The 22,649-nt window shown below is 67.6% G+C and carries 17 protein-coding genes; 10 read left to right on the top strand and 7 right to left on the bottom strand.

Features of this window, described 5'->3' with window-relative positions:
• The first annotated feature begins 53 nt into the window (after positions 1–53).
• Both ACW178_RS10135 and ACW178_RS10140 read left to right on the top strand, forming a co-directional pair.
• Positions 54–1,724, top strand: a complete 1,671-nt coding sequence (locus ACW178_RS10135) for an MFS transporter (RefSeq protein WP_054765775.1) — start codon at positions 54–56, stop codon at positions 1,722–1,724.
• Positions 1,725–1,817: 93 nt separating this feature from the next.
• The gene (locus tag ACW178_RS10140; protein WP_492024520.1) at positions 1,818–5,192 is read left to right on the top strand and encodes a hybrid sensor histidine kinase/response regulator; all 3,375 of its coding nucleotides are present in this window, start codon (positions 1,818–1,820) and stop codon (positions 5,190–5,192) included.
• 15 nt (positions 5,193–5,207) lie between these two features.
• Here the strand turns inward: ACW178_RS10140 and ACW178_RS10145 are convergent, their stop codons facing one another.
• The 5 genes from ACW178_RS10145 to kdsA all read right to left on the bottom strand — a co-directional run bounded on the left by ACW178_RS10145 (position 5,208) and on the right by kdsA (position 9,708).
• Positions 5,208–5,666, bottom strand: a complete 459-nt coding sequence (locus ACW178_RS10145; protein WP_183215529.1) for an NfeD family protein — start codon at positions 5,664–5,666, stop codon at positions 5,208–5,210.
• A gap of 14 nt (positions 5,667–5,680) precedes the next feature.
• Positions 5,681–6,664, bottom strand: a complete 984-nt coding sequence (locus tag ACW178_RS10150) for an SPFH domain-containing protein (RefSeq protein ID WP_054765777.1) — start codon at positions 6,662–6,664, stop codon at positions 5,681–5,683.
• Positions 6,665–6,741: 77 nt separating this feature from the next.
• The gene (locus ACW178_RS10155; protein WP_228184149.1) at positions 6,742–7,839 is read right to left on the bottom strand and encodes a DUF3089 domain-containing protein; all 1,098 of its coding nucleotides are present in this window, start codon (positions 7,837–7,839) and stop codon (positions 6,742–6,744) included.
• A complete protein-coding gene (gene rfaD / locus ACW178_RS10160; RefSeq protein WP_287105804.1) occupies positions 7,836–8,837 on the bottom strand; it encodes an ADP-glyceromanno-heptose 6-epimerase in 1,002 nt (333 codons plus the stop codon). The genes ACW178_RS10155 and rfaD overlap by 4 nt, the downstream gene beginning before the upstream one ends.
• A 1-nt stretch (position 8,838) precedes the next feature.
• Positions 8,839–9,708: a 3-deoxy-8-phosphooctulonate synthase gene (gene kdsA, locus ACW178_RS10165; RefSeq protein WP_224764268.1), complete on the bottom strand. Its 870-nt coding sequence runs from the start codon at positions 9,706–9,708 to the stop codon at positions 8,839–8,841.
• A 160-nt stretch (positions 9,709–9,868) separates the two neighbouring features.
• Here kdsA and ACW178_RS10170 point away from each other — a divergent pair, with 160 nt between their 5' ends.
• Genes ACW178_RS10170 through sseA form a run of 3 tightly spaced genes read left to right on the top strand, consistent with a single transcriptional unit; the run spans position 9,869 to position 13,367 of the window.
• Positions 9,869–11,260: a cryptochrome/photolyase family protein gene (locus tag ACW178_RS10170; protein ID WP_492024521.1), complete on the top strand. Its 1,392-nt coding sequence runs from the start codon at positions 9,869–9,871 to the stop codon at positions 11,258–11,260.
• Positions 11,261–11,282: 22 nt separating this feature from the next.
• Positions 11,283–12,503, top strand: coding sequence for a class I SAM-dependent methyltransferase (locus ACW178_RS10175; protein WP_492024522.1), 1,221 nt, complete (start codon positions 11,283–11,285; stop codon positions 12,501–12,503).
• A 15-nt stretch (positions 12,504–12,518) separates the two neighbouring features.
• On the top strand, positions 12,519–13,367 hold the full coding sequence (sseA, locus tag ACW178_RS10180) for a 3-mercaptopyruvate sulfurtransferase (protein ID WP_492024523.1): 849 nt from the start codon (positions 12,519–12,521) through the stop codon (positions 13,365–13,367).
• A gap of 6 nt (positions 13,368–13,373) precedes the next feature.
• Here the strand turns inward: sseA and ACW178_RS10185 are convergent, their stop codons facing one another.
• On the bottom strand, positions 13,374–14,702 hold the full coding sequence (locus ACW178_RS10185; protein WP_191557828.1) for a dicarboxylate/amino acid:cation symporter: 1,329 nt from the start codon (positions 14,700–14,702) through the stop codon (positions 13,374–13,376).
• A 33-nt stretch (positions 14,703–14,735) separates the two neighbouring features.
• On the bottom strand, positions 14,736–15,824 hold the full coding sequence (locus ACW178_RS10190; RefSeq protein ID WP_224762040.1) for an amino acid ABC transporter substrate-binding protein: 1,089 nt from the start codon (positions 15,822–15,824) through the stop codon (positions 14,736–14,738).
• Positions 15,825–15,910: 86 nt separating this feature from the next.
• On the opposite strand from ACW178_RS10190, the gene metC reads away from it, so the two are divergent.
• From metC to rpiA, 5 genes are all read left to right on the top strand, one after another.
• Positions 15,911–17,089, top strand: a complete 1,179-nt coding sequence (metC, locus tag ACW178_RS10195; protein ID WP_182714450.1) for a cystathionine beta-lyase — start codon at positions 15,911–15,913, stop codon at positions 17,087–17,089.
• 22 nt (positions 17,090–17,111) lie between these two features.
• Positions 17,112–18,461, top strand: a complete 1,350-nt coding sequence (locus ACW178_RS10200; RefSeq protein WP_228184157.1) for an O-antigen ligase family protein — start codon at positions 17,112–17,114, stop codon at positions 18,459–18,461.
• On the top strand, positions 18,436–20,499 hold the full coding sequence (locus ACW178_RS10205) for a DNA topoisomerase IV subunit B (protein ID WP_492024524.1): 2,064 nt from the start codon (positions 18,436–18,438) through the stop codon (positions 20,497–20,499). Before ACW178_RS10200 ends, ACW178_RS10205 begins: the two co-directional genes overlap by 26 nt.
• 81 nt (positions 20,500–20,580) lie before the next feature.
• On the top strand, positions 20,581–21,942 hold the full coding sequence (gene glmU / locus ACW178_RS10210) for a bifunctional UDP-N-acetylglucosamine diphosphorylase/glucosamine-1-phosphate N-acetyltransferase GlmU (protein WP_054765786.1): 1,362 nt from the start codon (positions 20,581–20,583) through the stop codon (positions 21,940–21,942).
• The gene (gene rpiA, locus ACW178_RS10215; protein WP_287104083.1) at positions 21,939–22,622 is read left to right on the top strand and encodes a ribose-5-phosphate isomerase RpiA; all 684 of its coding nucleotides are present in this window, start codon (positions 21,939–21,941) and stop codon (positions 22,620–22,622) included. Before glmU ends, rpiA begins: the two co-directional genes overlap by 4 nt.
• Positions 22,623–22,649: the final 27 nt, after the last annotated feature.

Here is a 22,649-nt window from a genome sequence, read left to right on the forward strand (position 1 = left end):
CCGCTTGCGGCGCGAGAATGGTCGGAAAGACCAGACAGCTGGGAGGCTACGCTATGACGGACAGCGCCATCGGTGCGCCGGTCGATGAGTATGTGGTGGGTAAGAACGACAAGCTGGTGATTCTGGCGTCGTCGGTCGGCACCGTTATCGAATGGTATGATTTCTATCTGTACGGGTCGCTGGCCGCGATCATCACCGTGCAGTTCTTCTCGGGCGTCAATGAGACGACCGGCTACATCTTCGCCCTGATGGCCTTCGCCGCCGGATTTGCGGTTCGACCGTTCGGGGCCGTGGTCTTCGGGCGTCTGGGCGACCTGTGGGGTCGCAAGAACACCTTCCTGGTGACCATGCTCCTGATGGGGCTTTCCACCTTCGTCGTGGGTCTGTTGCCGCCCTATGCGGCCATCGGCATCGCCGCGCCGATCATTCTGGTGCTGATGCGGCTGATCCAGGGTCTGGCCCTGGGCGGCGAATACGGCGGCGCCGCCACCTATGTCGCCGAGCACGCGCCACATGGTAAACGCGGCTTCTACACCTCCTTCATCCAGATCACCGCCACGGCCGGGCTGGTGCTGAGCCTGGTCGTCATTCTGGGCGTCCGTGTCTCGGTCGGTGAGGAGGCCTTTGCGGAATGGGGCTGGCGGATTCCCTTCCTGGTCTCGATCCTGCTGCTGGGCGTGTCGCTGTGGATTCGCCTGAAGCTGTCCGAAAGCCCTTCGTTCAAGCGGATGAAGGCCGAGGGCAAGGGGTCCAAGACCCCGCTGAAGGACTCCTTCGGCAAGTGGCCGAACCTGAAGCTGGTGCTGATCGCCCTGCTGGGCCTCACCGCCGGCCAGGCCGTGATCTGGTACACGGGTCAGTTCTACGCCCTGTTCTTTCTGGAACGGGTGATGAAGCTGGACGCCACCCTCGTCTATGTGATGCTGACCATCGCCCTGGTCGCGGCCTCGCCCTTCTTCATCTTCTGGGGCTGGCTGTCGGACAAGGTCGGACGCAAGCCGGTCATCCTGGCCGGCTGCCTGATCGCCGCCCTCACCTATTTCCCCCTGTTCAACGCCCTGACCCAGGCCGCCAATCCGCGCCTGGCCGCCGCGGCCGCCTCGGCGCCGGTCGTGGTCTATGCCGATCCGGCGGACTGCAACGTCCAGTTCGATCCGATCGGCAAGACGGTGTTCAACCACTCCTGCGACCTAGCCAAATCCTATCTGGCCAAGGCCGGGGTGACCTACACCAATGTCGAGGCGCCCGCAGGCACGGTGGCTCAGGTACGGATCGGCGACCAGGCCGTCGTCCAGAGCTTCCGCGGAGACGCCATGGCGCCTGCCGATTTCGCGGCGGAGAAAAAGGCCTGGGACAAGCAGTTGGGCGAGGCCCTTACGGCCGCCGGCTATCCTGCCAAGGCGGACAGCGATCTGGTCAACAAGCCGATGGTGGTGCTGATCCTGTTCATCCTCGGCTTCTATGTGACCATGGTCTACGGACCGATCGCTGCGGCCCTGGTCGAGATGTTCCCGACCAATATCCGCTACACCTCCATGTCCCTGCCCTATCACATCGGCAACGGCTGGTTCGGCGGCTTCCTGCCGACCACGGCCTTCGCCATCGTGGCGGCGACCGGCAACATCTATTCCGGCCTCTGGTACCCGATCATCGTGGCGCTGGGGACGGTCGTGCTGGGCTTCCTTCTGGTCAAGGAAGGAAAGGATGTCGATCTAAACGCCTGAATTCTTGCAATCAGGCGTGGATGAGGGGCGGGTCGTCGCAAGACGGCCCGCCTTTCCCTTGTGAAAGCCCCCCTGCCCGGTTCAGATGCCGCCATGTTCAGCCTGATGATCCTCGGCCTGGTCATCGCCTATATGGCGGTGCTGTTCGGCGTCGCCTGGCACCAGGAGCGGCCGGGCGCGCGCGGGCGCGGCCTGGGTCCGTCGGTCTATGCCCTGTCACTGGCCATCTACTGCACCTCCTGGACCTATTATGGCGCGGTGGGCACCGCAGCCCGTGAGGGGTGGGAGTATCTGCCCATCTACATCGGCCCGGTGCTGGGGCTGACGGTGCTGTTTCCTCTGTGGCGTCGGATCGCCGCCGCCGCCCGGCGCGAGAACGTCGGCTCGATGGCGGACTTCGTGGCGTCCCGCTATGGCAAGAGCCAGACCCTGGGCGCGGTCGTGACGCTGGTCGCCATACTGGGCTCCCTGCCCTACATCGCGCTGCAGCTGAAATCCCTGTCCATGGCGGGGGCCCTGTTGACGGCGGGGACGCCGGTGGCCGGTTCCGAGAGCCTGACCGTTCTGGTGCTGGCGGGGGTGCTGGCGGGGTTCGCCATATTGTTCGGGGCGCGGCGGCCGGATCTGACCGAACACAATCGGGGCCTGATCCAGGCCGTCGGGTTGGAGTCCCTGGTCAAGCTGGGCGCTCTGCTTCTGGTCGCGGCCTTCGCCCTGTTGCTGCTGGTTCAGAACGGTTCAGGCGCGACAATCCGAGAGGGGCTGGGCGCCCTCGCCGCCCCGCCGGAGCTGACGCCTCGATTCCTGGCCATCGCCCTGATCGCCACCCTGGCCATCTTCTGTCTGCCGCGTCAGTTTCACGTCGCCTTCGTCGAGGGCGCCGACCCGAGCCATGTGCGCCGGGCCCGCTGGATTTTTCCGGCCTATCTGGTGCTGACAAGCCTGGCGGTACTGCCGCTGGTGGCCGCCGGCGCCCTGTTCGCACCCTCGACTAACCCCGACCTGCTGGTTCTGGCCCTGCCGTTCGGGCGGGGCGAGACGTGGCTGACCGCCGTCGTCTTCGTCGGGGGGTTTTCCGCCGCCACGGCCATGGTCATTGTCGAGGCCGTGGCCCTGTCGGCCATGGTGTCCAACAGCCTGATCCTGCCCTTCCTGGCGCGAGACCGATGGCGGTTGCGCGGCGACGCCTCGGACATGTCCGGCATCATATTGCAGGTGCGACGGGGGGCCATTGTGGCGGTGCTGCTGCTGGCCTGGCTTTACTATCAGGCGACTGATCAGTCGCGGGGGCTGGCGGCCATGGGGCTGGTGTCCTTCGCCGCCATGGCGCAACTGGCGCCCGCCCTGTTCGGCTCCGTACTGTGGCGCGGCGGTCACGCCCACGGCGCCCTGGCGGGCGTGACAGTCGGGATCACGGTGTGGATCGCCATGCTGGCCCTGCCCCAGCTGGCGCCGGCCGCGCCCTGGCATCTGCATGTCATGTTGGGGGTTAAGGACCCGCTGGCGTTGGGCGTCTTCGTCAGCCTGGGGCTGAACCTGGCCGCCTATGTCGGGGTGTCGCGGTTCGCCCAGCCGCGGCTGATCGACCGAGTCCAGGCGCGGGCCTTCGTCGATCGTCTGGGGCCCGACTGGCTCGAGGCGCGGCCGTCGCCGGCCGGCGCCTCGGTCGGCGATCTGCGCGCCCTCGTCGCCCGCTTCATCGGGGACGAACGCGCCGAGCGGGCCTTTGCGGCCTGGAGCGCCGAAACCGATGTCCGGTTGCGAGACGCCGACCCGGCCAATGCGAGTTTGGCAAGGGCGGCGGAGCGGATGCTGGCCGGCGCCATCGGGGCGGCCTCGGCTCGGCGGGTGATCGCCGCCGCCCTGGCCGGCGGCGGCCGCGCGCCCGAGGATGTGGTGCGGATGCTGGACGAGGCGTCCCAGGCCGTCCAATTCAGTCGGGACCTGCTTCAGACGACCCTGGACAATATCGACCAGGGCGTGATCGTCGTGGACGAAGATCTGCGCGTAACGGCCTGGAATCGCCGATATGTGTCTATGTTCGATCTCCCGGCCGGCTTCGTTCACGTCGGCTTGCCGATCGCCAGCATCTATCGACTGAACGCCGAACGCGGTGAAAGCCCCAACGACATCGACACCTGGGTGGAGCGGCGGCTGGAAGCCTTGAGCCGACGCATTCCCCATGACCATGAACGGCTTCAGCCGGACGGGCGGGTGCTGCGTTCGTCCGGGGCGCCGATCCCCGGCGGCGGCTATGTGACCAGCTATACGGACATCACCGCCCTGCGGCGGGCGGCCAGCCAGTTGGAAGAGGTCAACGAAAGGCTGGAAGCTCGGGTCGCCGACCGGACGGCTCGGCTCGAGGAAGCGCGGCGCGCGGCGGAGGAGGCGACGGCCTCCAAGACCCGCTTCCTGGCCGCCGCCAGCCACGACCTGTTGCAGCCTTTGCATGCCGCGCGGCTGTTCATCGCCGCCCTCAAGGAAGAGCCGGCCGTCTCGGGACCGGAGGCGGGGCCGGCCGGCCGCACCCTGGCCCTGAATGCGGACCGGGCCATAGACAGCGCGCACCGGCTTCTGACCGCTCTTTTGAACCTGTCGAAGCTGGAGGCCGGCGGGGTGAAGGCGGCCGTGACACAGGTGTCGCTGGACGGACTGTTCGACGAGCTGGAGCGCGAATATCTGCCGGTGGCGGAGGCCAAGGGGCTGCGGCTGACTCTGGTGCGGAGCGGTCTGTGGGTGCAGTCGGACCGGGATCTGCTGCGGTCGATGCTTCAGAACCTGATCGCCAACGCTCTTCGGTATACGGACGCCGGACGGGTGCTGGTCGGGGCGCGGCGCAAGGCCGAGACCGTGCAGATCCTGGTGTGCGACACCGGTCGAGGCATCCCCGACGCCGATCGTGAGACCGTTTTCGGGGAGTTCGTCCGCCTGCCCGGAGCGCCGGTCGATGAACCGGGCGCGGGGCTGGGTCTGGCCATCGTGCGGCGATTGTCCAGCCTGCTGGATCATCCGCTGACGCTGACGTCCCGCGTCGGGGCCGGGACCGCCTTCCGCATCACGGCGCCGCGCCGTCACGCCGGTCGTCCGCCTGAGCCGGCGCCGCTGAAGGAGGCGCGGCTGCCTCTGTCGGGTTTGCGGGTGCTCTGCGTCGATAATGAGCCGGTGATCCTGGACGCCTTGACGGCCCTGCTGACCCGCTGGGGCGCCCGTCCGGTGACAGCGTCCAGCCTTGAGGCCGCAAAGGCCGCGACGGGGCCGTTCGACGCCGCCTTGATCGATCTGCATCTTGGCGAAGGGCCGGAAGGGTTCGCGGTGATCGACTGGCTGAGGCCGTTGGGGGTGCGGCGGATCGCCCTGGTCACGGCCGATACGCGCGACGGCCTGAACGATCAGGCGACCGCCGCCGGAGCGGTGCTGCTGCCCAAACCCATCAAGCCCGCGGCGCTGAAAGCCTTCCTGTCCAGCTGAAGGGCCGGCTTTGGCTCAGACGGCAGGGCGCACCGTCAGCACCGATCCGCTGACGCCCTTGACCACCACGTCCTGCCCCGGTTCGGGCGCTTCGCCCTCGATCACGGCAGCCCATTCGGCGCCGGATACGAACACCCGCCCGCGGCCGGCGACGAAGGCCTCCACGACCCGGGCGCGCTGATCAAGCAGACGACTGTCCCGATCGTTGATGTCCTGGCCGGGCGGATTGGCTTTCTGCACCAGACGCCGCGACAGAATGGTGGCGATCACGGTCAGAACGGCGAAGACGGCGACCTCGCCCGGCAGGCCCAGACGCAGACCCACCGCCGTCATCACCGCCACCAGTCCCGCCGAGACCGCAGGCCACAGCAGCCATTCGGTCGAGAACATCGCCTCCACCGCCAGAAGGAGCACGCCCACGCCCAGCCAGATCCAGAACGGCTGGGCGGCATAGAGATCGGCCACAAGGGTCATGTCGCGCGCTCCGATCAGGCGGTCGGCGGAACCGACGAACGACGTGCGGTCGTCGTCGGCCGAGCAGGCTGCGGCGCGTCCTGCTGCTGAGCCTTGGCCAAGCCGACCATCTCGCCGATGCCGGCGATCGTGCCGACGAGGGCGCCCATTTCCGCCGGAACGATGACGGTCCGCTGCTGAGGGCTGCGGGCCAGGTCGGCGAAGGCCTCGACGTATTTCTGGGCGACGAAATAGTTGATGGCGTTGACGTCCCCTCGGGCGATGGCTTCCGACACCATGGCGGTGGCGCGGGCTTCCGCCTCGGCTTCCCGCTCGCGCGCCTCGGCGTCGCGGAAGGCGGCCTCCTTGCGGCCTTCGGCCTCCAGAATGGCTGCCTGTTTGGCGCCCTCGGCGCGGGCGATGGCGGCCTGTTTCTCGCCGTCGGCTTCGGTCACCACAGCGCGGCGTTCGCGCTCGGCCTTCATCTGACGGGCCATGGCGTTGGTGACGTCGGTCGGCGGGGTCAGGTCCTTGATCTCGATCCTGTTGACCTTGACGCCCCAGGGCTCGGTCGCCGCGTCGATGACGTGCAGCAGGCGGGTGTTGATGCTGTCGCGCTGGCTCAACACCTCGTCCAGCTCCATTGAGCCGACCACAGTTCGCAGATTGGTCATGCACAGTTGAGCGATGGCGTAGGTCAGGTCGTCGACCCGATAGGCGGCGCGGGCGGCGTCCATCACCTGGATGAAGACGATGCCATCCACCCGGACCATGGCGTTGTCCTTGGTGATGACTTCCTGAGTCGGTACGTCAAGAACCTGCTCCATCATGTTCATCCGCTTGCCGATTCGTTCCACGAACGGGGTCAGAAAGCCAATGCCGGGGCTCAAGGTCTTGGTGTATTTTCCGAACCGTTCGACTGTGAATTCGCGCCCTTGGGGCACGATCTTGATCACGCTGAACAGCAGCGAGACGGCGAGGAACAGCAGAACGCCGGCGAAGATGGTGAGCACGTCCATGGGGGTCCTCCTTGAGAACCCCAGGTTACGCCGCGGCAGGCGGCTGCGCCATAAAAACCGGACGCGAGACGACCGTTTCAGCCCGCCCGAGCGGCGTAAACCGCCAGACGCTCCGCAACATCTTCTTCAATATCACCATAGAACAAGTTGTAAGGGCGGGCTTTTCGTCGATCCGCCCAACTCCCTCTTTCCTTGAAGGACTCCAGATCAGGCCAGCTGTGGCGCAGCAATCCGTCGCGGCACTGGGTCTCGACCTCCCGCGCCATCAGGGCCGGCCTTGCGCCCCATTCCAGGCCGGTGGCGTTGGTGGCGCCGCGATGAAGCCGTGCGGGGACGCGCGCTTCGCCCGTTCCGCCCGTCACCGGATTGACGCAGACCGGGCGGCGGCCCGCAAGATCGACGAACTGTCCGCGCTCGTCCCAAACCGTCGCCCGTCGAAGCCGGCGATGCGCGGCCGCATCATCGGGAGCGCCGACTTGAGACCAGGCGACGACGCAGTGGATCTGCCGCCGGTCGGCGCAGGGCGGCGTGTCGGCCGGCAGGTTTTCGACGGCGATGATGGCGTCCATCAGATAGGCCGCGACCATCCGGCTTCTGAGCACGGGATCAGGCGCGATCCGTTCCCGGATCAAACGATCCAGAAGATCGGCCCCCTGCTCCACCCCCGCCAGGACGATGGGGCCCGTCGGATGGCGACCCAGCCAGACGTCGAAGGCGGACAGAATATCGTCATAGGCGAAGGCGCGCGCTTCGCGCGCGTCGTCGCGCAGGGTCAGCCGCGTATAGAGGCTGGCCTGCCTATAGCGGGGCGCGCTGACGGCGCCGGCGCGAGCGAAGGGTCCGGCGTAGTTCGGCAGAACCACGCGCTCCAGATAGGCGTCGGCCTTCTTGTCGCCGATCGCGCCGTTCCAGTCGCGGCCGCCGTCGAAGGTCGTCGAATGGACGAAGAAGACATTGGCCGCGCCGGACCCTTGCACCCTCGCGTCCAGAAGAGCCCAGGCCGAGGGCTGGGCGTAGTCGGGCGCCGGGGGCGGGCGATAGGTCTGAAACGGAATCTGCGGATCAAGGGCGGCGCGCAGAATGTCGCCCCGCCAGACCGCCACCGCCGCCGTCAACAGAAAGACCAGAACGAAACCGCTGTATCCAATCCATTGACGCAATGTCAGATGTTTCATCGATAAGGATCTGGCTGAGAAAGGAATTGCTGAACATAGCGCCGCACTCCCTCTTCCAGAGGCGTCGCCTGTCCCTCGAAACCCGCAGCCCGGATGCGATCCATCCGCGCCTGGGTGAAATACTGGTATCGGTCGCGGATTACCTCGGGCATGTCGATATAGGCGATCGCCTCAGGCTTGCCGGCCGCGGCGAAGGTGGCGCGCGCCAGGTCGGCGAAGGAGCGGGCCTGGCCCGAGCCGGCGTTGAAGATCCCCGAAACCTGAGGCGATTGCAGCAGGAACTCGATCACGTCGACCACATCGTCCACATAGACGAAGTCCCTCAGCTGCCCCCCGTCGGCATAGGCGGGATTGTGCGAGCGGAAGAGGCTGACGGTCTCGCCCGCCGCCACCTTGGGCCAGATCTGGGCGACGACCGACTTCATCCCGCCCTTGTGGCCCTCGTTCGGTCCATAGACGTTGAAGAATTTCAGCCCGGCCCATTGCGGCGGCGCCTGGTCCCGGTCCGCCTGTCGAACCGCATATTGGTCGAACAGAAGCTTGGAATAGCCATAGGCGTTCAGGGGCCGCAGCTGCCCCAGGGACAGGGCGTCGTCATCGTCGTTGAACCCCGTCTCGCCGTCGCCGTAGGTGGCGGCGGAGGAGGCGTAAATCAGGCGGACATTGCGGATGGCGCACCAGTCCCACAGATCGCGCGACAGGGTGAAGTTGGTCCGCAGGATCAGGTCCGCGTCGGGCTCGGTCGTCGAGGAGATCGCACCCATATGGACCACGGCCTCGATCCGTTCGGCATGGCGCTCCAGCTGGTCGAACATCTCCTCGGGAGACCAGAAATCCGCGATCGGATGTTTAGCCAGATTCCGCCACTTGCCCAGATCGGCCGTCTCCAGCCGATCACAGACGACGACGTCATAGGCCGTCTCCTCCGTCAGCCGGGCCACGATGTTGGAGCCGATGAAGCCGGCGCCGCCGGTCACCACGATCATCCGGGGCGTCATGTCAGACCTGAGGCGTCTTGGCGCCGATCTGGATGGCCAGATCGTCGAAAGCGATCAGCTGGGCCGCCAGGGCCTCGAACTGATCCAGCGGCACCATGTTCGGGCCGTCCGACGGAGCGTTGTCGGGGTCCGGGTGGGTCTCCATGAAGACCGCGTCCACGCCCACCGAAACGGCGGCGCGGGCCAGAACCGGCACGAACTCGCGCTGACCGCCCGAAGACGTGCCCTGCCCGCCCGGCTGCTGGACGCTATGGGTTGCGTCGAACACGACCGGGCAGCCGATGTCGCGCAGCACCGGAAGCGCCCGCATGTCGCTGACCAGGGTGTTGTAGCCGAAACTGGCGCCCCGCTCGCAGGCCATGACGTTCGGATTGCCGGCTCCGACCACCTTGGCCACGACGTTCTTCATGTCCCAGGGGGCCAGGAACTGGCCCTTCTTGATGTTGATCGCCTTGCCGGTCGCGGCCGCGGCCAACAGCAGGTCCGTCTGGCGGCTCAGAAAGGCCGGGATCTGCAGCACGTCGACCACCTCGCCGACGGGTCCGCACTGGGCCTCGGAGTGGACGTCGGTCAAGGTCGGCAGGCCGGTGACCTCGCGGATCTCGGCGAAGATCGGCAGGGAGTCCTTCAGACCGATGCCCCGCGCCGCCGTCGCGCTGGTCCGGTTCGCCTTGTCGAAACTGGTCTTGTAGATGATGCCGACCTTCAGCCGCTCGCCGATTTCCTTCAGCGCATGGGCCGTCTCCAGGGCGTGCTGGCGGCTCTCCATCTGGCACGGACCGGCGATGAAGACGATTCGGGCGCCGCCGCCGATGACGACAGGCGTCCGAAGACCTTCGGACAACGTAATGACGGCGTTGGGTCGGCTCACGAGGCGGCTCTTTCGAAGTTCAGGCGTTATGGGAGCGGCGTTTGCCGCAGCTATGAGGCCATCAGGTGGCGCTCATTTCCCGTGAGCGCAAGCTATCATCATGGAGTTCGCCTGCGTGGCCCCCAAGCCTGTCGTCCTTTGGTTTCGCCGCGACCTTCGCTTGCACGACAATCCCGCCCTCAACCAGGCCGCCGCGACCGGCCGTCCGGTCCTGCCGGTCTTCATCCTGGACCGCGACCCGGACCGCCCGGCGGGCGCCGCCTCGCTGTGGTGGCTGGACAAGTCTCTGCGCGCCCTGGACGCCGCGCTGCGCGAGCGAGGATCGCGGCTGATCCTGCGGCGTGGCGAGACCCTGGTGCAGCTTCAGGTGTTGGTCCACGAAACCGGAGCAGACTCCGTCTTCATGAACCGCCTGTTCGAGCCCGCCGCCTTCGCCCGCGACGCCGAGATCGCCCATGAGCTGAAGTCTGCCGGCGTCGACTGCCGGGGCTTCAACGGGTCGCTCCTGGCGCGGCCGGGCGCCGTGCTGAACGGCTCAGACGCCCCCTACAAGGTCTTCACCCCCTTCATGAAGGCCCTGCTGGCCAGCGCCGAGCCGCCGCCGCACACGACCGGACCGCGTCGGATCGAGACCCCGGCCGAGGTGGCGAGCGAGGCGACCGACGACTGGGGTCTGCACCCCACCCGACCCGACTGGTCGAAAGGCTTCGACTGGACGCCGGGCGAGGCCGGCGCCGCGGCGACCCTGTCCGACTTCCTGGCGCGCGGCGCGAAGACCTATTCGGGCGGCCGCGACCGCCCCGGCCTGTCCTCCACCAGCCGCCTGTCGCCTCACCTTCACTGGGGCGAGATCAGCCCCTGGCGTGCGGCCCATCGGGTCCGCGAGACCGCGCCGACCGCCGAGGCGGCCAAGTTCGTCTCCGAGCTGGGCTGGCGCGACTTCTCCGCCCATCTGCTCCACCATTTCCCGACGATCGTCGACCGGGCCTTCCGTCCGGAATATGAGGCCATGCCTTGGCGCAACGATCCCGAGGGGCTGGAGGCGTGGAAGCGGGGCCGCACCGGCTATCCCCTGGTCGACGCCGGCATGCGTCAACTTTGGACGACCGGCTGGATGCACAACCGGGTGCGGATGGTCGCGGCCTCCTTCCTGGTCAAACATCTGCTGATCGACTGGCGCGAGGGCGAGGCCTGGTTCTGGGACACTCTCGTGGACGCCGACCTGGCCAGCAATGCGCAGAACTGGCAGTGGGTGGCGGGCTCGGGCGCCGACGCCGCCCCCTATTTCCGCATCTTCAATCCCATAGGTCAGGGCGAAAAGTTCGACCCCGACGGCGCCTATGTCCGCCGCTGGGTTCCCGAGCTGCGCCGCCTGCCGGACCGTTGGCTCCATTCGCCGTGGACAGCCCCGGCCGAAGTTCTGCGCGACGCGGGAGTGAGGCTTGGAACGGACTATCCGCACCCTATCTTGGATCATGCCCAGGCGCGTGCGCGCGCCCTCGACGCCCTGAAGACGGTGTCGGGTCGCGATGCGTCCGCTGATCCTGACTGACGACTGAGACAGAGGTTCTTGCATGACTGCCGCCGCTCTGGACATAGAGGCCGCCGCCGCCCGCACGCCACGCGTTTTCGGCCTGCTGCTGCGTCTGCTGGCGTCGAACTGGACCTTCGGCCGCCTCACCGTTCGTCTGCCGAACGGCGATGTCCATGTGCTGGAGGGCGCCCGTCCCGGCCCCAGTGGCGTGCTTGAAGTCAAGGACTATCGCTTCGCCCGCCGCGTCCTGGCCGCCGGCGACATCGGCTTCGCCGAGGCCTATATGGCCGGTGAATGGGACAGCCCCCATCTGGCCGCCCTGCTGGAGACCCTGGTCGAGAACTATGACCACATCCGCCGCCTGTTCGACGGCAACTGGCTGATGAAGGCGGTCAACTGGCTGGTCCACCGGCGCAACCGCAACAGCCGGACAGGCTCTAAAAAGAACATCCACGCCCACTACGACCTGGGCAACGCCTTCTATTCGACCTGGCTGGACCGTTCGATGACCTATTCCGCGGCCCGGTTCGACGGCGCCGACCGGTCGCTGGAGGCCGCCCAGCAGGCCAAATACGCCGCCCTGGCCCGGATGATGGACCTCAAGCCGGGCATGTCGGTGCTGGAGATCGGCTGCGGCTGGGGCGGCTTCGCCGAGTTCGCCGCCCGCGAGATCGGCGCCCAGGTCACCGGCCTGACCATTTCGAAGGAACAGCACGACTTCGCCCGCCGGCGCCTGTTCAACGCCGGCCTTTCGGACCGGGCGACGATCGAACTGACCGACTATCGCGACGTCCAGGGTCGGTTCGACCGCGTCGCCTCCATCGAGATGTTCGAGGCGGTCGGCAAGGAATACTGGCCCGCCTATTTCGGCAAGATCCACGAGGTGCTGAAGCCCGGCGGCCGCGCCGGCCTCCAGATCATCACCATCCAGGAGCCCCTGTTCGACGAATACAACGCCCGCACCGACTTCATCCAGAAATACGTCTTCCCCGGCGGCATGCTGCCGTCGGAAGAGCGGCTGAAGCCGGTCGTGGCCGCCGCCGGCCTGAACTGGGGCCCCATCGAACGCTTCGGTCTTGACTATGCCGAGACCCTGAAACTCTGGGACGATCGCTTCCAGGCCGCCTGGTCCGACATCCGCCGCATCACCGGTTTCGACGAGCGGTTCCGCCGGCTGTGGCGCTTCTATCTGGCCTATTGCGAGGCGGGCTTCCGCTCGCGCCGGACCGACGTGGTGCAACTGGTGCTGGACCGCGCCTGACATTAGGCTGGGGCCATGACCCAGCCCTCGCCCCTCTTTCCCCTGATCTCCACAGGGGATCTCGCCGCCCTGACGGATGATCCGTCGCTGCGCATCCTGGACGCCAGCTGGCATCTGGACGGACGGGACGGCCGGGCCGAGTTCGCGGTCGAACATATTCCCGGCGCCCGCTTCTTTGATCTGGACGGCGTCTCCGACGGCTCCAGCGGCCTGCCCCACATGCTGCCCTCGCCCGCAGCCTTCGCATCCGCCCTGTCGGACGTGGGGATCGGCGAGACGGACCGGGTGGTGGTCTATGATTCCGTCGGCCTGTTCTCGGCGGCCCGCGTTCGCTGGATGCTGAAGGTCATGGGCGCCGCCCATGTCCAGGTGCTGGACGGCGGTCTGCCGAAGTGGAAGTCCGAGGGACGCCCCGTCGAAGCCGGGACCCCGCCTCCGCCCTCGCCCGCCCGTTTCACCCCGGATTTCGACGCGGGCGCAGTCGCCGGTCTGGATGATGTGCGCGCCGCACTCGCGGAGGGGATTCAGGTCGCCGACGCCCGTGGTCCCGCCCGCTTCGCCGGCCAGGCGGCGGAACCCCGACCCGGCGTCCGTGCGGGCCATATGCCCGGCGCGATCAACCTGCCCTACGCCGCCCTGATCGACAGCGACGGTCGCCTGAAACAGGGCGCGTCCCTGGATGACGTCCTGGCCGACGCCGGACTGGACCCGGCCCGACCGGTCGTGACGACCTGCGGATCCGGCGTCACGGCCGCAATCATCAGCCTGGCGCTCGAAACCCTGGGGCGGCCGTCGCGCCTGTATGACGGATCATGGGCTGAATGGGGATCTCGAACCGACACCCCCGTCGCCACCGGGGCCTGACGCCGCTCAGGCCAGGATCGGCGGCGAGGCCGGGGTTTCGGTGATCGGCTCGACCGGCTCGTCCTTCTCGCCGCGCGAGACGACGGTGGCCAGCACCAGGTCGCCGGTGACGTTCAGCGTCGTGCGGCACATGTCCAGGAAGCGATCGACGCCCAGGATCAGACCGATCCCTTCCGGCGGCACCTTCACCATGACCAGGATCATGGCCACCACGGGCAGTGAGCCGGCCGGAACGCCCGCCGTGCCGATTCCCCCCAGGATGCAGACCAGCATGACGATCAACTGCTGGGTCAGGCTCAGCTCGACGTTGAAGAACTGGGCCAGGAACAGCACCGTCACTCCCTCGAACAGGGCCGTGCCGTTCTGGTTGGCGGTGGCGCCGACGGTCAGCACGAAACGGGCGATCTTGCGCGGCAGTTTCAACTCGTGCTCGGCCGCCTTCAGCGACACCGGCAGGGAGGCGTTTGACGAGGCGGTGGAGAAGGCCACCACCATGGGCTCGCGCACCGCCTTGAAGAAGCCGAACGGCGAGCGCCCGCCGAGAATCCAGATGACGAGGGGATAGACCACGAACATATGGATCGCCATGGCCCCGACGGCGACACCGACGAAGGCGGCCAAACGCACCAGCAGATCCCAGCCGAACAGGGCCGCCAGATTGAACATCAGGCAGGCGATGGCGATGGGCGCCAGTTTGATGAAGAGGTTGATCAACTTCATCGTGACTTCGAGAATGCCTGCGATGACCTGCTGGAGGCGGTCGGTGGCGGGGCTCTTGGCCATGACCAGGCCAATGCCGAAGAATAGGGCGAAGACCATGAGCGGCAGGATCTGGTTCTCCGCCGCCGCCGTGACCGCGTTGGACGGAACCAGGCCTAGGAAGAAGTCGCCGAGCTGGATGGTCTCCGGCGCATTCTGGACGATCCCGGCCGCGCCGTCGCGCCCTTGCTCCAGCAACTGTTGAGCCATGGCCGGATCGACGCCGCGACCGGGCTGCAACAGATTGACCATCACCAGCCCTATGACCACGGCGATGCCGGACACCAATATGGTCAGAAGCAGGGTCCTGATCCCCGCCCGGCCAAGGGCGTTCAGATCCCCCATCTCCGCCACCCCGATGACCAGGGCTGAGAACAGCAAGGGGATCACCATCATGAACAGCAGGCGCAGGAAGATCTGACCGGCCGGGCCGGTGACGTTGTCGGTCAGCCAGACGACCCAGGGCGTGTCGGCGCCGAGGGTCAAATTGACCCAAAGGCCGGCGCCCAGGCCGACGGTGAAGCCGATCAGCATCAGCCAGTGGAGCGCCAAGCCCCCGCGTTTGGTCTCAGTCATCTGTCCCCCAGAAAACGATGCAAGTCGTCGCGCTTAACGGATCGGCAATCCATAGATCAAGCCGGGCGGCCGACCGTTCCACTGTGCGTTCAATCCGCGGGCCAGGTCGAGCGGCGATTGAGAGCCCAGGTTCCGATCAAAGATTTCGCCATAGTTGCCGACTACGGAAACAGCGTCCTTCGCCCAGGTCTTCGACAGGCCCAGCATGGCTCCGAAATCCCCCTCTGCGCCCAGCAGACGCCGGATTCGCGGGTCTCGGGCGTCTTTGGCCTGGGCCTCGACGTTTCCCTGAGTCACGCCCAGTTCTTCGGCCAGGATGACGGCGTTGAGCGTCCAGCGGACCACGTCGGCCCAGCGGTCGTCGCCCGCGCGGACAACCGGTCCCAGGGGCTCCTTGGACACCACGTCTGACAATATCGTGTGCGCCTGGGAGTCGGCCAGGACGGCGCGCGAGGCGGCGAGGGCCGAAATGTCGGCGCTCAGGGCGTCGCAGTCCTCGCGGCCATAGGCGTCGCGCGCCGCCTCCTCCGTGGGCAAGACGACAGGCCGGTACGGGATCCCCCGTGACCTGAAGAAGTCGTCGGCGTTGGCCTGTGCGGTCGAGCCGGCCTGGACGCAGACCCGCGCCCCATTCAGCTCAGTCGCGCTGTTCAGGCTGAGTGACCGCCGCACCAGAAAGCCCTGGCCGTCGTAATAGTTGACGCCGGCGAAGACGAAGCCTTCGCCGGCGTCGCGGCTCATGGTCCAGGATGAGTTGCGCCAAAGGACGTCGATCCTGCCCTCATCCAAGGCGGCGAACCGGTCTGAGGCCGACAGGGGCACGAAGCGCACCGCCTCGGCGTCGCCCAGGATCGCCGCCGCCATGGCCCGGCAGAAGTCGGCGTCGAAACCTCGCCATTGCCCGCGATTGTCGGTGTGGGCGAAGCCCACCAGACCCTGATGCACCCCGCAATTGAGCCGCCCGCGGCGCTTGACCGCCACCAGGGTCGGACTTTCGGGACGATCGGTCGTCACCGCTGGCGCCGGGACCGGGGGGGCGTCGTCTTCGGCGGCGCGTCTCGTGTCGTCGCGGCCGCAAGCCGCCGCCGCCAACAGCAGGACCGTCATCGCTCCGATCGCCATGATCCGCATCGCGTTCGTCTCCTCCGCTTGCGCCCGGCCGACTTTAGAGGCCTTTAGACCCTGATCCGCAAGCCATCGGAGAGGCCATGTCGCCGCATTCGGACCGCACCCGCCTGATCTCGTCCGCCACACGCCGGGGGCAGGGCCGCCGTCCGGTCAATCCGCCCGTCGAGCGGGCCTCGACCATGCTCAGCGACCGTGCGGCGGTCATGCGGGATAACGCCGATGGCCCCACCTACGGCCTGGACGGCGGGGCGGCCGCGCGCCAGCTGCGCGCCGCCCTGGCCGATCTGGAAGGGGCCGAGGACGCCTTTATCGTCCCCTCCGGCCTCGCCGCCGTCACCGTGCCTCTGCTGGCCCTGACCCGGCCGGGCGACGAGGTGATCACGACCGACGCCCTCTATGGTCCGTCGCGACGCTTTCTGTCCCGCTACCAGGCCGCGCGTGGCGTCACGTCACGATTTTTGCCGGCCGATGCGGATGCTGAAACGGTGATCGCCGCGATCGGGCCGCGCACCCGCCTGGTCCTGATGGAGTCGCCCGCCTCCCTGACGTTTGAAATGATCGACGTCGAGGCGGTGGCTCGGGCCTGTCGAGAACGCGGCGTTCTCAGCATGATCGACAACACCTGGGGCGCCGGCCTGGCCTTCAAACCCCTGGCCCACGGCGTGGACGTCAGCGTCCAGGCCCTGACCAAATATGTTTCCGGCCATTCCGACGTCCTGATGGGCGGGATCGCCGTCACGGATTCAGCCTGTCGCCGGGCGATCGCAGATACGATCGAAGACCTGGGCTGGCACGTTTCGCCCGACGACGCCTGGCTGGCCCTGCGTGGCCTGCGCACCCTGCCGCTGCGCTACGCCGAACAGGGTCGGTCGGGTCTGATCATCGCCGAATGGCTGCAGGCCCGGCCCGAGGTGTCCCGCGTCCTTTATCCGCCCCTGCCCGGCTCTGTCGGCCATGAGCTGTGGACACGCGACTTCACCGGCGCCGCCTCCCTGATGGGGGTGGTTCTGAAGGGGGGAACCGAGGCCGCCGGCCAGGCCCTGCTTGACGCCCTCCGCCTGTTCGGCATGGGCTATTCCTGGGGCGGATTCGAAAGCCTGATCACCCACGAAACCCATCAGACGGCCTATCGCGTCTACCCACCCGCCTTGGAGGGGGAGCTGATCCGACTGCATGTGGGGCTGGAAGACCCGTCGGACCTGATTGCGGACCTGGAGCGGGGACTAGCGGCCTTCCGCGCCGCGCTCACCCTTCCTTAAGCGGGCGGCGTCACCCTTGGGCGTGCGCGCCTCACCTGACCGATTCGATCAGCCGACCGATCCGCCCGCCTGGGAGCAGTGGGCGGCGGGCTTCGTCGTCTTCATGCTGACCGGCGCCCTTTTTGCGCCCGTCTTTGCGCCGGACCAGAGCGAGACCCCCATGCTGCGGTTCCTGTGGCTGCCGGTCTATGCGGTGACGGCGGGGCTGATCGTCTTCCGGTTCGAGCGCGTCATCCGCGCCTGGCCGGCCTGGCTGGCGGTGGGCGCCCTCGTCGGCCTGGCCTATGTGTCGCAGTACTGGTCGATCGATGCGGAGGTGACGGAGCGGCGCGTCATCGCACTGGCGATCAACAGCGCCTTCGCCGTCTATCTGGGCGCCGTCTTTAATGGCTCCGCCCTGCCCCGCCTGTTGATGCGCGCGGGCCTGGTGATGGCGATCGGCAGCCTGATCATGGTCTTCCTGTTTCCTCGGATCGGAGTGCACCAACTGGACAACGCCGGCCTGTGGCGCGGGCTCTGGTACGAAAAGAACCAGATGGGCCTGGTCATGGTAGTCGGCGCCGTCTCGGCCGCCGCCGTTCTTGTCGCCGATCATCTGGCTGACAATGGCCGCAAACCCTGGATCGCCCTCCTGACCCTGGCGCTCACCACGCTTTTGGTGGTCGCCACCCAGTCCAAGACCTCCCTGCTGTGCCTGATCCTGGGGGTCGGCATGGTCGGCGGCTGGTGGGTGCTTCGCCAAGGCGGAGCCGCCGTCACCGTGGTTGCGGTCTGGTTGGGGGTCGTCATGGCGGCCGGCGGCGCCTGGCTTTGGAACACACAGTCCGCCGTCATCCTCGAAGCCCTGGGCAAGGATCCCTCCCTGACCGGCCGGACCCTGATTTGGGAGGCGTTGATGCGCAAGGTGGCCGACCGTCCCTGGACCGGCTACGGTTTCAGCGCCTTCTGGGGCGTGGACTCCATCCCCGCGCGCGCGATCCGAATAGAGACCCAATGGCCGGTTCCCTCGGCCCACAACGGCTGGATCGACCTTCTGGTCCAGCTGGGCTGGCCCGGCGCCGTCCTCGTGGGTTTGGTGATGGCCGTTTCGGCGGTGATGATTCTGGCCCGGCTGAACGGAATGGGCGCGCGCGAGGGTTTCTGGAGCCTGGGCTATATGACGGGCTTCTTCGTCCTGAGCCTTTCGGAGAGCGTGCTTCTGACCCACGCCAACCTGCCCTGGGTGCTGATGCTGGCGATTTTGGCCCGCGCCGTGACCTTCGATCCCGTTCCGGCACGACCGCCGCTTGCTCGACCGCCCCAGCGGGCCTACCAGAACCGGCCCCGAATCGCCTCAGACTATGTGAATGGCCGCCGATCTCTTCGCTTTTGACGACACGCCCCAGCCTCCGAAGCCGGAGGCGCCCAAGCCTGTCCCGACGCCGGGCGCTGCGGCGGCGCCCGCCCCTGCGCCCGCACCGACCCCGGCCGCTGCGGTCCCCGGCGGCTATTCCGCCTCCTCGATCGAGGTGCTGGAAGGCCTGGAGCCCGTCCGCAAACGCCCCGGCATGTATATCGGCGGCACCGACGAACGCGCCCTGCACCACCTGTTCGCCGAAGTCCTCGACAACGCCATGGACGAGGCGGTGGCCCGCCACGCACGGCTGATCACCGTCGATCTGGACGCCGAAGGCTATCTGTCCGTCCGCGACGACGGCCGCGGCATCCCCGTCGACCCGCACCCCAAACACCCCGGCAAGTCGGCGCTGGAGGTGGTCATGACCGTCCTCCACTCGGGCGGCAAATTCTCGGGAAAGGCCTATGAGACCTCGGGCGGCCTGCACGGCGTCGGCGTCTCGGTCGTCAACGCCCTCAGCGAAAGCGTCGAGGTCACGGTCTGGCGCGACGGTTTCGAGTGGAGGCAGGCCTTCTCGCGCGGCCATGTCCTGGCCCCGATCCAGCAGGTCGGCCCGTCCAAGAAGCGCGGCACCCTGATCCGCTTCAAGCCGGACGAGCAGATCTTCGGTGTCGGCGCGGCCTTCAAGCCCGCCCGCCTGTTCCGTATGGCGCGCTCCAAGGCCTATCTGTTCCGCGGCGTCGAGATCAAATGGACCTGCGCCCCCGAACGGATCACCGACGCCACCCCGGCACAGGCCCTGCTCCACTTCCCCGGCGGCCTGGCCGACGCCCTGGCCGACCGCATCGGTGAGCTGGAAACCGTCACCCCCACCTTCGCCGGCCGCGCCGAGCGTCAGGGCGAGGCGGGCGCCTTCGAATGGGCGGTCACCTGGTCGCCCGCCGGTTTCGGCGAGGCGGACGGCTTCATCCAGTCCTACTGCAACACCGTCTCCACCCCCGACGGCGGCACGCACGAAGCCGGCTTCCGCGCGGCCCTGGTCAAGGGGCTCAAGGCCTATGGCGAACTGACCAATGAGAAACGCGCCGCCATCATCACGGCCGAGGACGTCATCGCCAACGCCGGCGCCCTGATCAGCGTCTTCATCCGCAATCCCGAGTTCCAGGGCCAGACCAAGGACCGTCTGTCCTCGCCCGAGGGGGCGCGGATCGTCGAACAGCTGCTGCGCGACCCGCTGGACCACTGGCTGACCGAAAGCCCCAAACAGGCCAACGCCCTGCTCGGCTTCGTCATCGACCGGGCCGAAGACCGGCTGCGCCGCCGCAAGGACAAGGAGGTCCAGCGCGCCGCCGCCACCCGCAAGCTGCGCCTGCCCGGTAAACTCTCCGACTGCTCGCGTCAGGCCGCCGAGGGCACCGAACTCTTCATCGTCGAAGGCGATTCAGCCGGCGGCTCGGCCAAACAGGCGCGCGACCGCACCACCCAGGCCATCCTGCCCCTGCGCGGCAAAATCCTGAACGTCGCGTCGGCCACGGCGGACAAGCTGCGCCAGAACGTCGAACTGTCCGATCTGGCCCTGGCGCTCGGCGTCCAGCCCGGCAATCGCTTCAACATCGACGACCTGCGCTATGAGCGGATCGTCATCATGACCGACGCCGACGTGGACGGCGCCCATATCGCGGCCCTGCTGATCACCTTCTTCTATCGCGTCATGCCTGAGACCATCCGTCAGGGCCGGGTCTTCATGGCCCTGCCGCCGCTGTACCGGATCTCGGCCGGCCCCTTGAGCGAATACGCCCGCGACGACGCCCACCGCGACGAGCTTCTGGCCACCGTCTTCAAGGGCAAGAAGACCGAGATCGGCCGGTTCAAGGGCCTGGGCGAAATGATGGCCTCCCAGCTGAAGGAGACCACCATGGACCCGAAGAAGCGCACCCTGGCCCGGATCACAGTGCCGGACGCCGAGGCGAGCATCGAGGATTTGGTCGAACGGCTGATGGGCAAGCGGGCTGAGGCCCGTTTCCAGTTTATCCAGGAAAACGCCCAGTTCGTGAAGGAAGAGCTGGACGTCTGATCCCACCCGCCACGCCCCCGTGACGCCTGGACCCAGGCGCGCTAGAGGGCGACAGACCAAGACCGACAGCCGGATCGATCCATGACCCAGACGCCGCCCCGCGCCGCCATCATCCTCGCCGCCGGCCAGGGCACGCGGATGAAATCGCCCCTGCCCAAGGTGCTGCATCCGGTCGGCGGGCGCGCCATGCTGGATCACGCCATTGACGCCGCCGAGGCCCTAGGCTGCGAGCGGGTGGTCGTGGTGGTGGGCGAGCATTCGCCGGAGGTCCGGGCCCATGTCGTCAACCGCCTGGGCGAGGCTGCGATCGCTGTCCAGGACCCGCCCCTGGGCACCGGTCACGCCGTGCGCGCCGCCGAACAGGCTCTGGCCGGGTTCGAAGGAGACGTGGTCGTCACCTATGGCGACGTCCCCCTGCTGAAGGCCGCCGACATCGCGCCTGTCTTCGGCGCGTCGGGGGTCACCGTGATCGGTTTCGAAGCCCGCGACCCGGGCGCCTATGGCCGTCTGATCCTCGAGGGCGACATCCTGACCGCCATCACGGAGGCCAAGGAGGCCTCGCCCGAGGTGCTGGCCGTCACGGCCTGCAACTCGGGCGTCATGGCCGCGCCGGCCGCCCTGCTTTTTTCCCTGTTGGCCCAGGTCCGCAACGACAACGCCAAGGGCGAATACTATCTGACTGACGTCGTCGAACTGGCGCGCAAGGCCGGCCATCCCACCCGCGCCGTCTTCGCCGACGAGGACGCGGTCATGGGCGTCAACGCCCAGGCGGAACTGGCCCAGGCCGAGGCCCTGTTCCAGAAGGTTCAGCGCGAGACCTTCTTAGCCGCCGGCGTGACCATGAGCGCGCCGGATACCGTCCACTTCGCCTGGGACACCCAGGTCGGAGGCGGAACGGTGATCGAACCCTATGTGGTCTTCGGGCCGGGCGCGGTGATCGAGGGCGGGGCGCGCATCCGCAGCTTCAGCCATATCGAGGGCGCGCGCGTCGCGGCCGGGTCGGAGGTCGGCCCCTACGCCCGGCTGCGGCCAGGCGCGGACCTGGGCAGGGGCGCCAAGGTCGGCAACTTCGTCGAGGTCAAGAACGTCCGTATGGCCGAGGGCGCCAAGGCCAATCACCTGGCCTATCTGGGCGACGGATCGGTCGGCGCCGGCGCCAACATCGGGGCGGGAACAATCTTCTGCAACTATGACGGCTTCAACAAGGCGCAGACCGAGGTCGGTGCCGGCGCCTTCGTCGGCTCCAATTCCAGTCTCGTCGCCCCCGTGACGGTCGGCGCGGGCGCCCTGGTCGCCTCCGGCTCCGTCATCACCGAGGACGTGCCGGCCGACGCCCTCGCCTTCGGCCGGGCCCGCCAGACGAACAGGCCGCAAGCCGCCGCCGACTTCCGTGAAAAGGCCAAGGCCAAGAAGGAGGCGGCCAAGGCCGCTAAGCTGAAATGAGCGATCTGCAAAAGAAGAACGCCGGCGAAGCCGCCGCCCAGCATGTCGAGCCCGGCATGGTGGTGGGCCTGGGCACCGGCTCGACGGCCGCCTGGTTCGTCAAGGCTCTGGCCGCCCGCAATCTGTCCGGTCTGCGGTGCGTCCCCACATCCGAAAAGACAGCCGATCTGGCGCGCGAGCTGGGCCTGACCCTATCGACGCTGGAAGACACGCCGCGCATCGACCTGACCGTCGACGGCGCGGACGAGGTCGGTCCCGGCCTGGCCCTGATCAAGGGGGGCGGCGCCGCCCTGTTGCGTGAGAAACTGGTGTGGGAGGCGTCCAGCCGCTGCATCGTCATCGCCGACGCCGCCAAGGTGGTTCCGGTGCTCGGCGCCTTTCCCCTGCCGATCGAGGTCGTGGCCTTCGGGCACAAGACCACGGCCAATCGCATCGCCGACGTCCTGGTCGATCATGAGATCCATGCGCCGGCGCGCGTGCGCCAGGCGGATCGCGGTCTGGTCCGCACCGACGGCGGCAATCTGATCTATGACGCGGCTTGCAAGGCCATCCACGACCCGGTGCGTCTGGCCGACGACCTGAAGCTGATCACCGGCGTCGTCGAACACGGCCTGTTCCTCGACCTGGCCGACCTCGCCATCATCGGCACGGACAAGGGAGTGGACACGCTTCTGCCCTAGGAGTCTCGGAACGACCTGGCGCCCCGG

This window comes from Brevundimonas sp. AVps4, from assembly GCF_058681525.1.

What these genes read in the sequence shown, in the direction of transcription:
- ACW178_RS10190 (WP_224762040.1), bottom strand. Translation starts at nt 15,824, where the DNA reads ATGGCGATCGGAGCGATGACGGTCCTGCTGTTGGCGGCGGCGGCTTGC.
- ACW178_RS10185 (WP_191557828.1), bottom strand. Translation starts at nt 14,702, where the DNA reads ATGACTGAGACCAAACGCGGGGGCTTGGCGCTCCACTGGCTGATGCTG.
- glmU (WP_054765786.1), top strand. Translation starts at nt 20,581, where the DNA reads ATGACCCAGACGCCGCCCCGCGCCGCCATCATCCTCGCCGCCGGCCAG.
- ACW178_RS10135 (WP_054765775.1), top strand. Translation starts at nt 54, where the DNA reads ATGACGGACAGCGCCATCGGTGCGCCGGTCGATGAGTATGTGGTGGGT.
- ACW178_RS10205 (WP_492024524.1), top strand. Translation starts at nt 18,436, where the DNA reads ATGGCCGCCGATCTCTTCGCTTTTGACGACACGCCCCAGCCTCCGAAG.
- ACW178_RS10140 (WP_492024520.1), top strand. Translation starts at nt 1,818, where the DNA reads ATGTTCAGCCTGATGATCCTCGGCCTGGTCATCGCCTATATGGCGGTG.
- sseA (WP_492024523.1), top strand. Translation starts at nt 12,519, where the DNA reads ATGACCCAGCCCTCGCCCCTCTTTCCCCTGATCTCCACAGGGGATCTC.
- ACW178_RS10155 (WP_228184149.1), bottom strand. Translation starts at nt 7,839, where the DNA reads ATGAAACATCTGACATTGCGTCAATGGATTGGATACAGCGGTTTCGTT.
- ACW178_RS10145 (WP_183215529.1), bottom strand. Translation starts at nt 5,666, where the DNA reads ATGACCCTTGTGGCCGATCTCTATGCCGCCCAGCCGTTCTGGATCTGG.
- ACW178_RS10150 (WP_054765777.1), bottom strand. Translation starts at nt 6,664, where the DNA reads ATGGACGTGCTCACCATCTTCGCCGGCGTTCTGCTGTTCCTCGCCGTC.
- rpiA (WP_287104083.1), top strand. Translation starts at nt 21,939, where the DNA reads ATGAGCGATCTGCAAAAGAAGAACGCCGGCGAAGCCGCCGCCCAGCAT.
- rfaD (WP_287105804.1), bottom strand. Translation starts at nt 8,837, where the DNA reads ATGACGCCCCGGATGATCGTGGTGACCGGCGGCGCCGGCTTCATCGGC.
- ACW178_RS10175 (WP_492024522.1), top strand. Translation starts at nt 11,283, where the DNA reads ATGACTGCCGCCGCTCTGGACATAGAGGCCGCCGCCGCCCGCACGCCA.
- metC (WP_182714450.1), top strand. Translation starts at nt 15,911, where the DNA reads ATGTCGCCGCATTCGGACCGCACCCGCCTGATCTCGTCCGCCACACGC.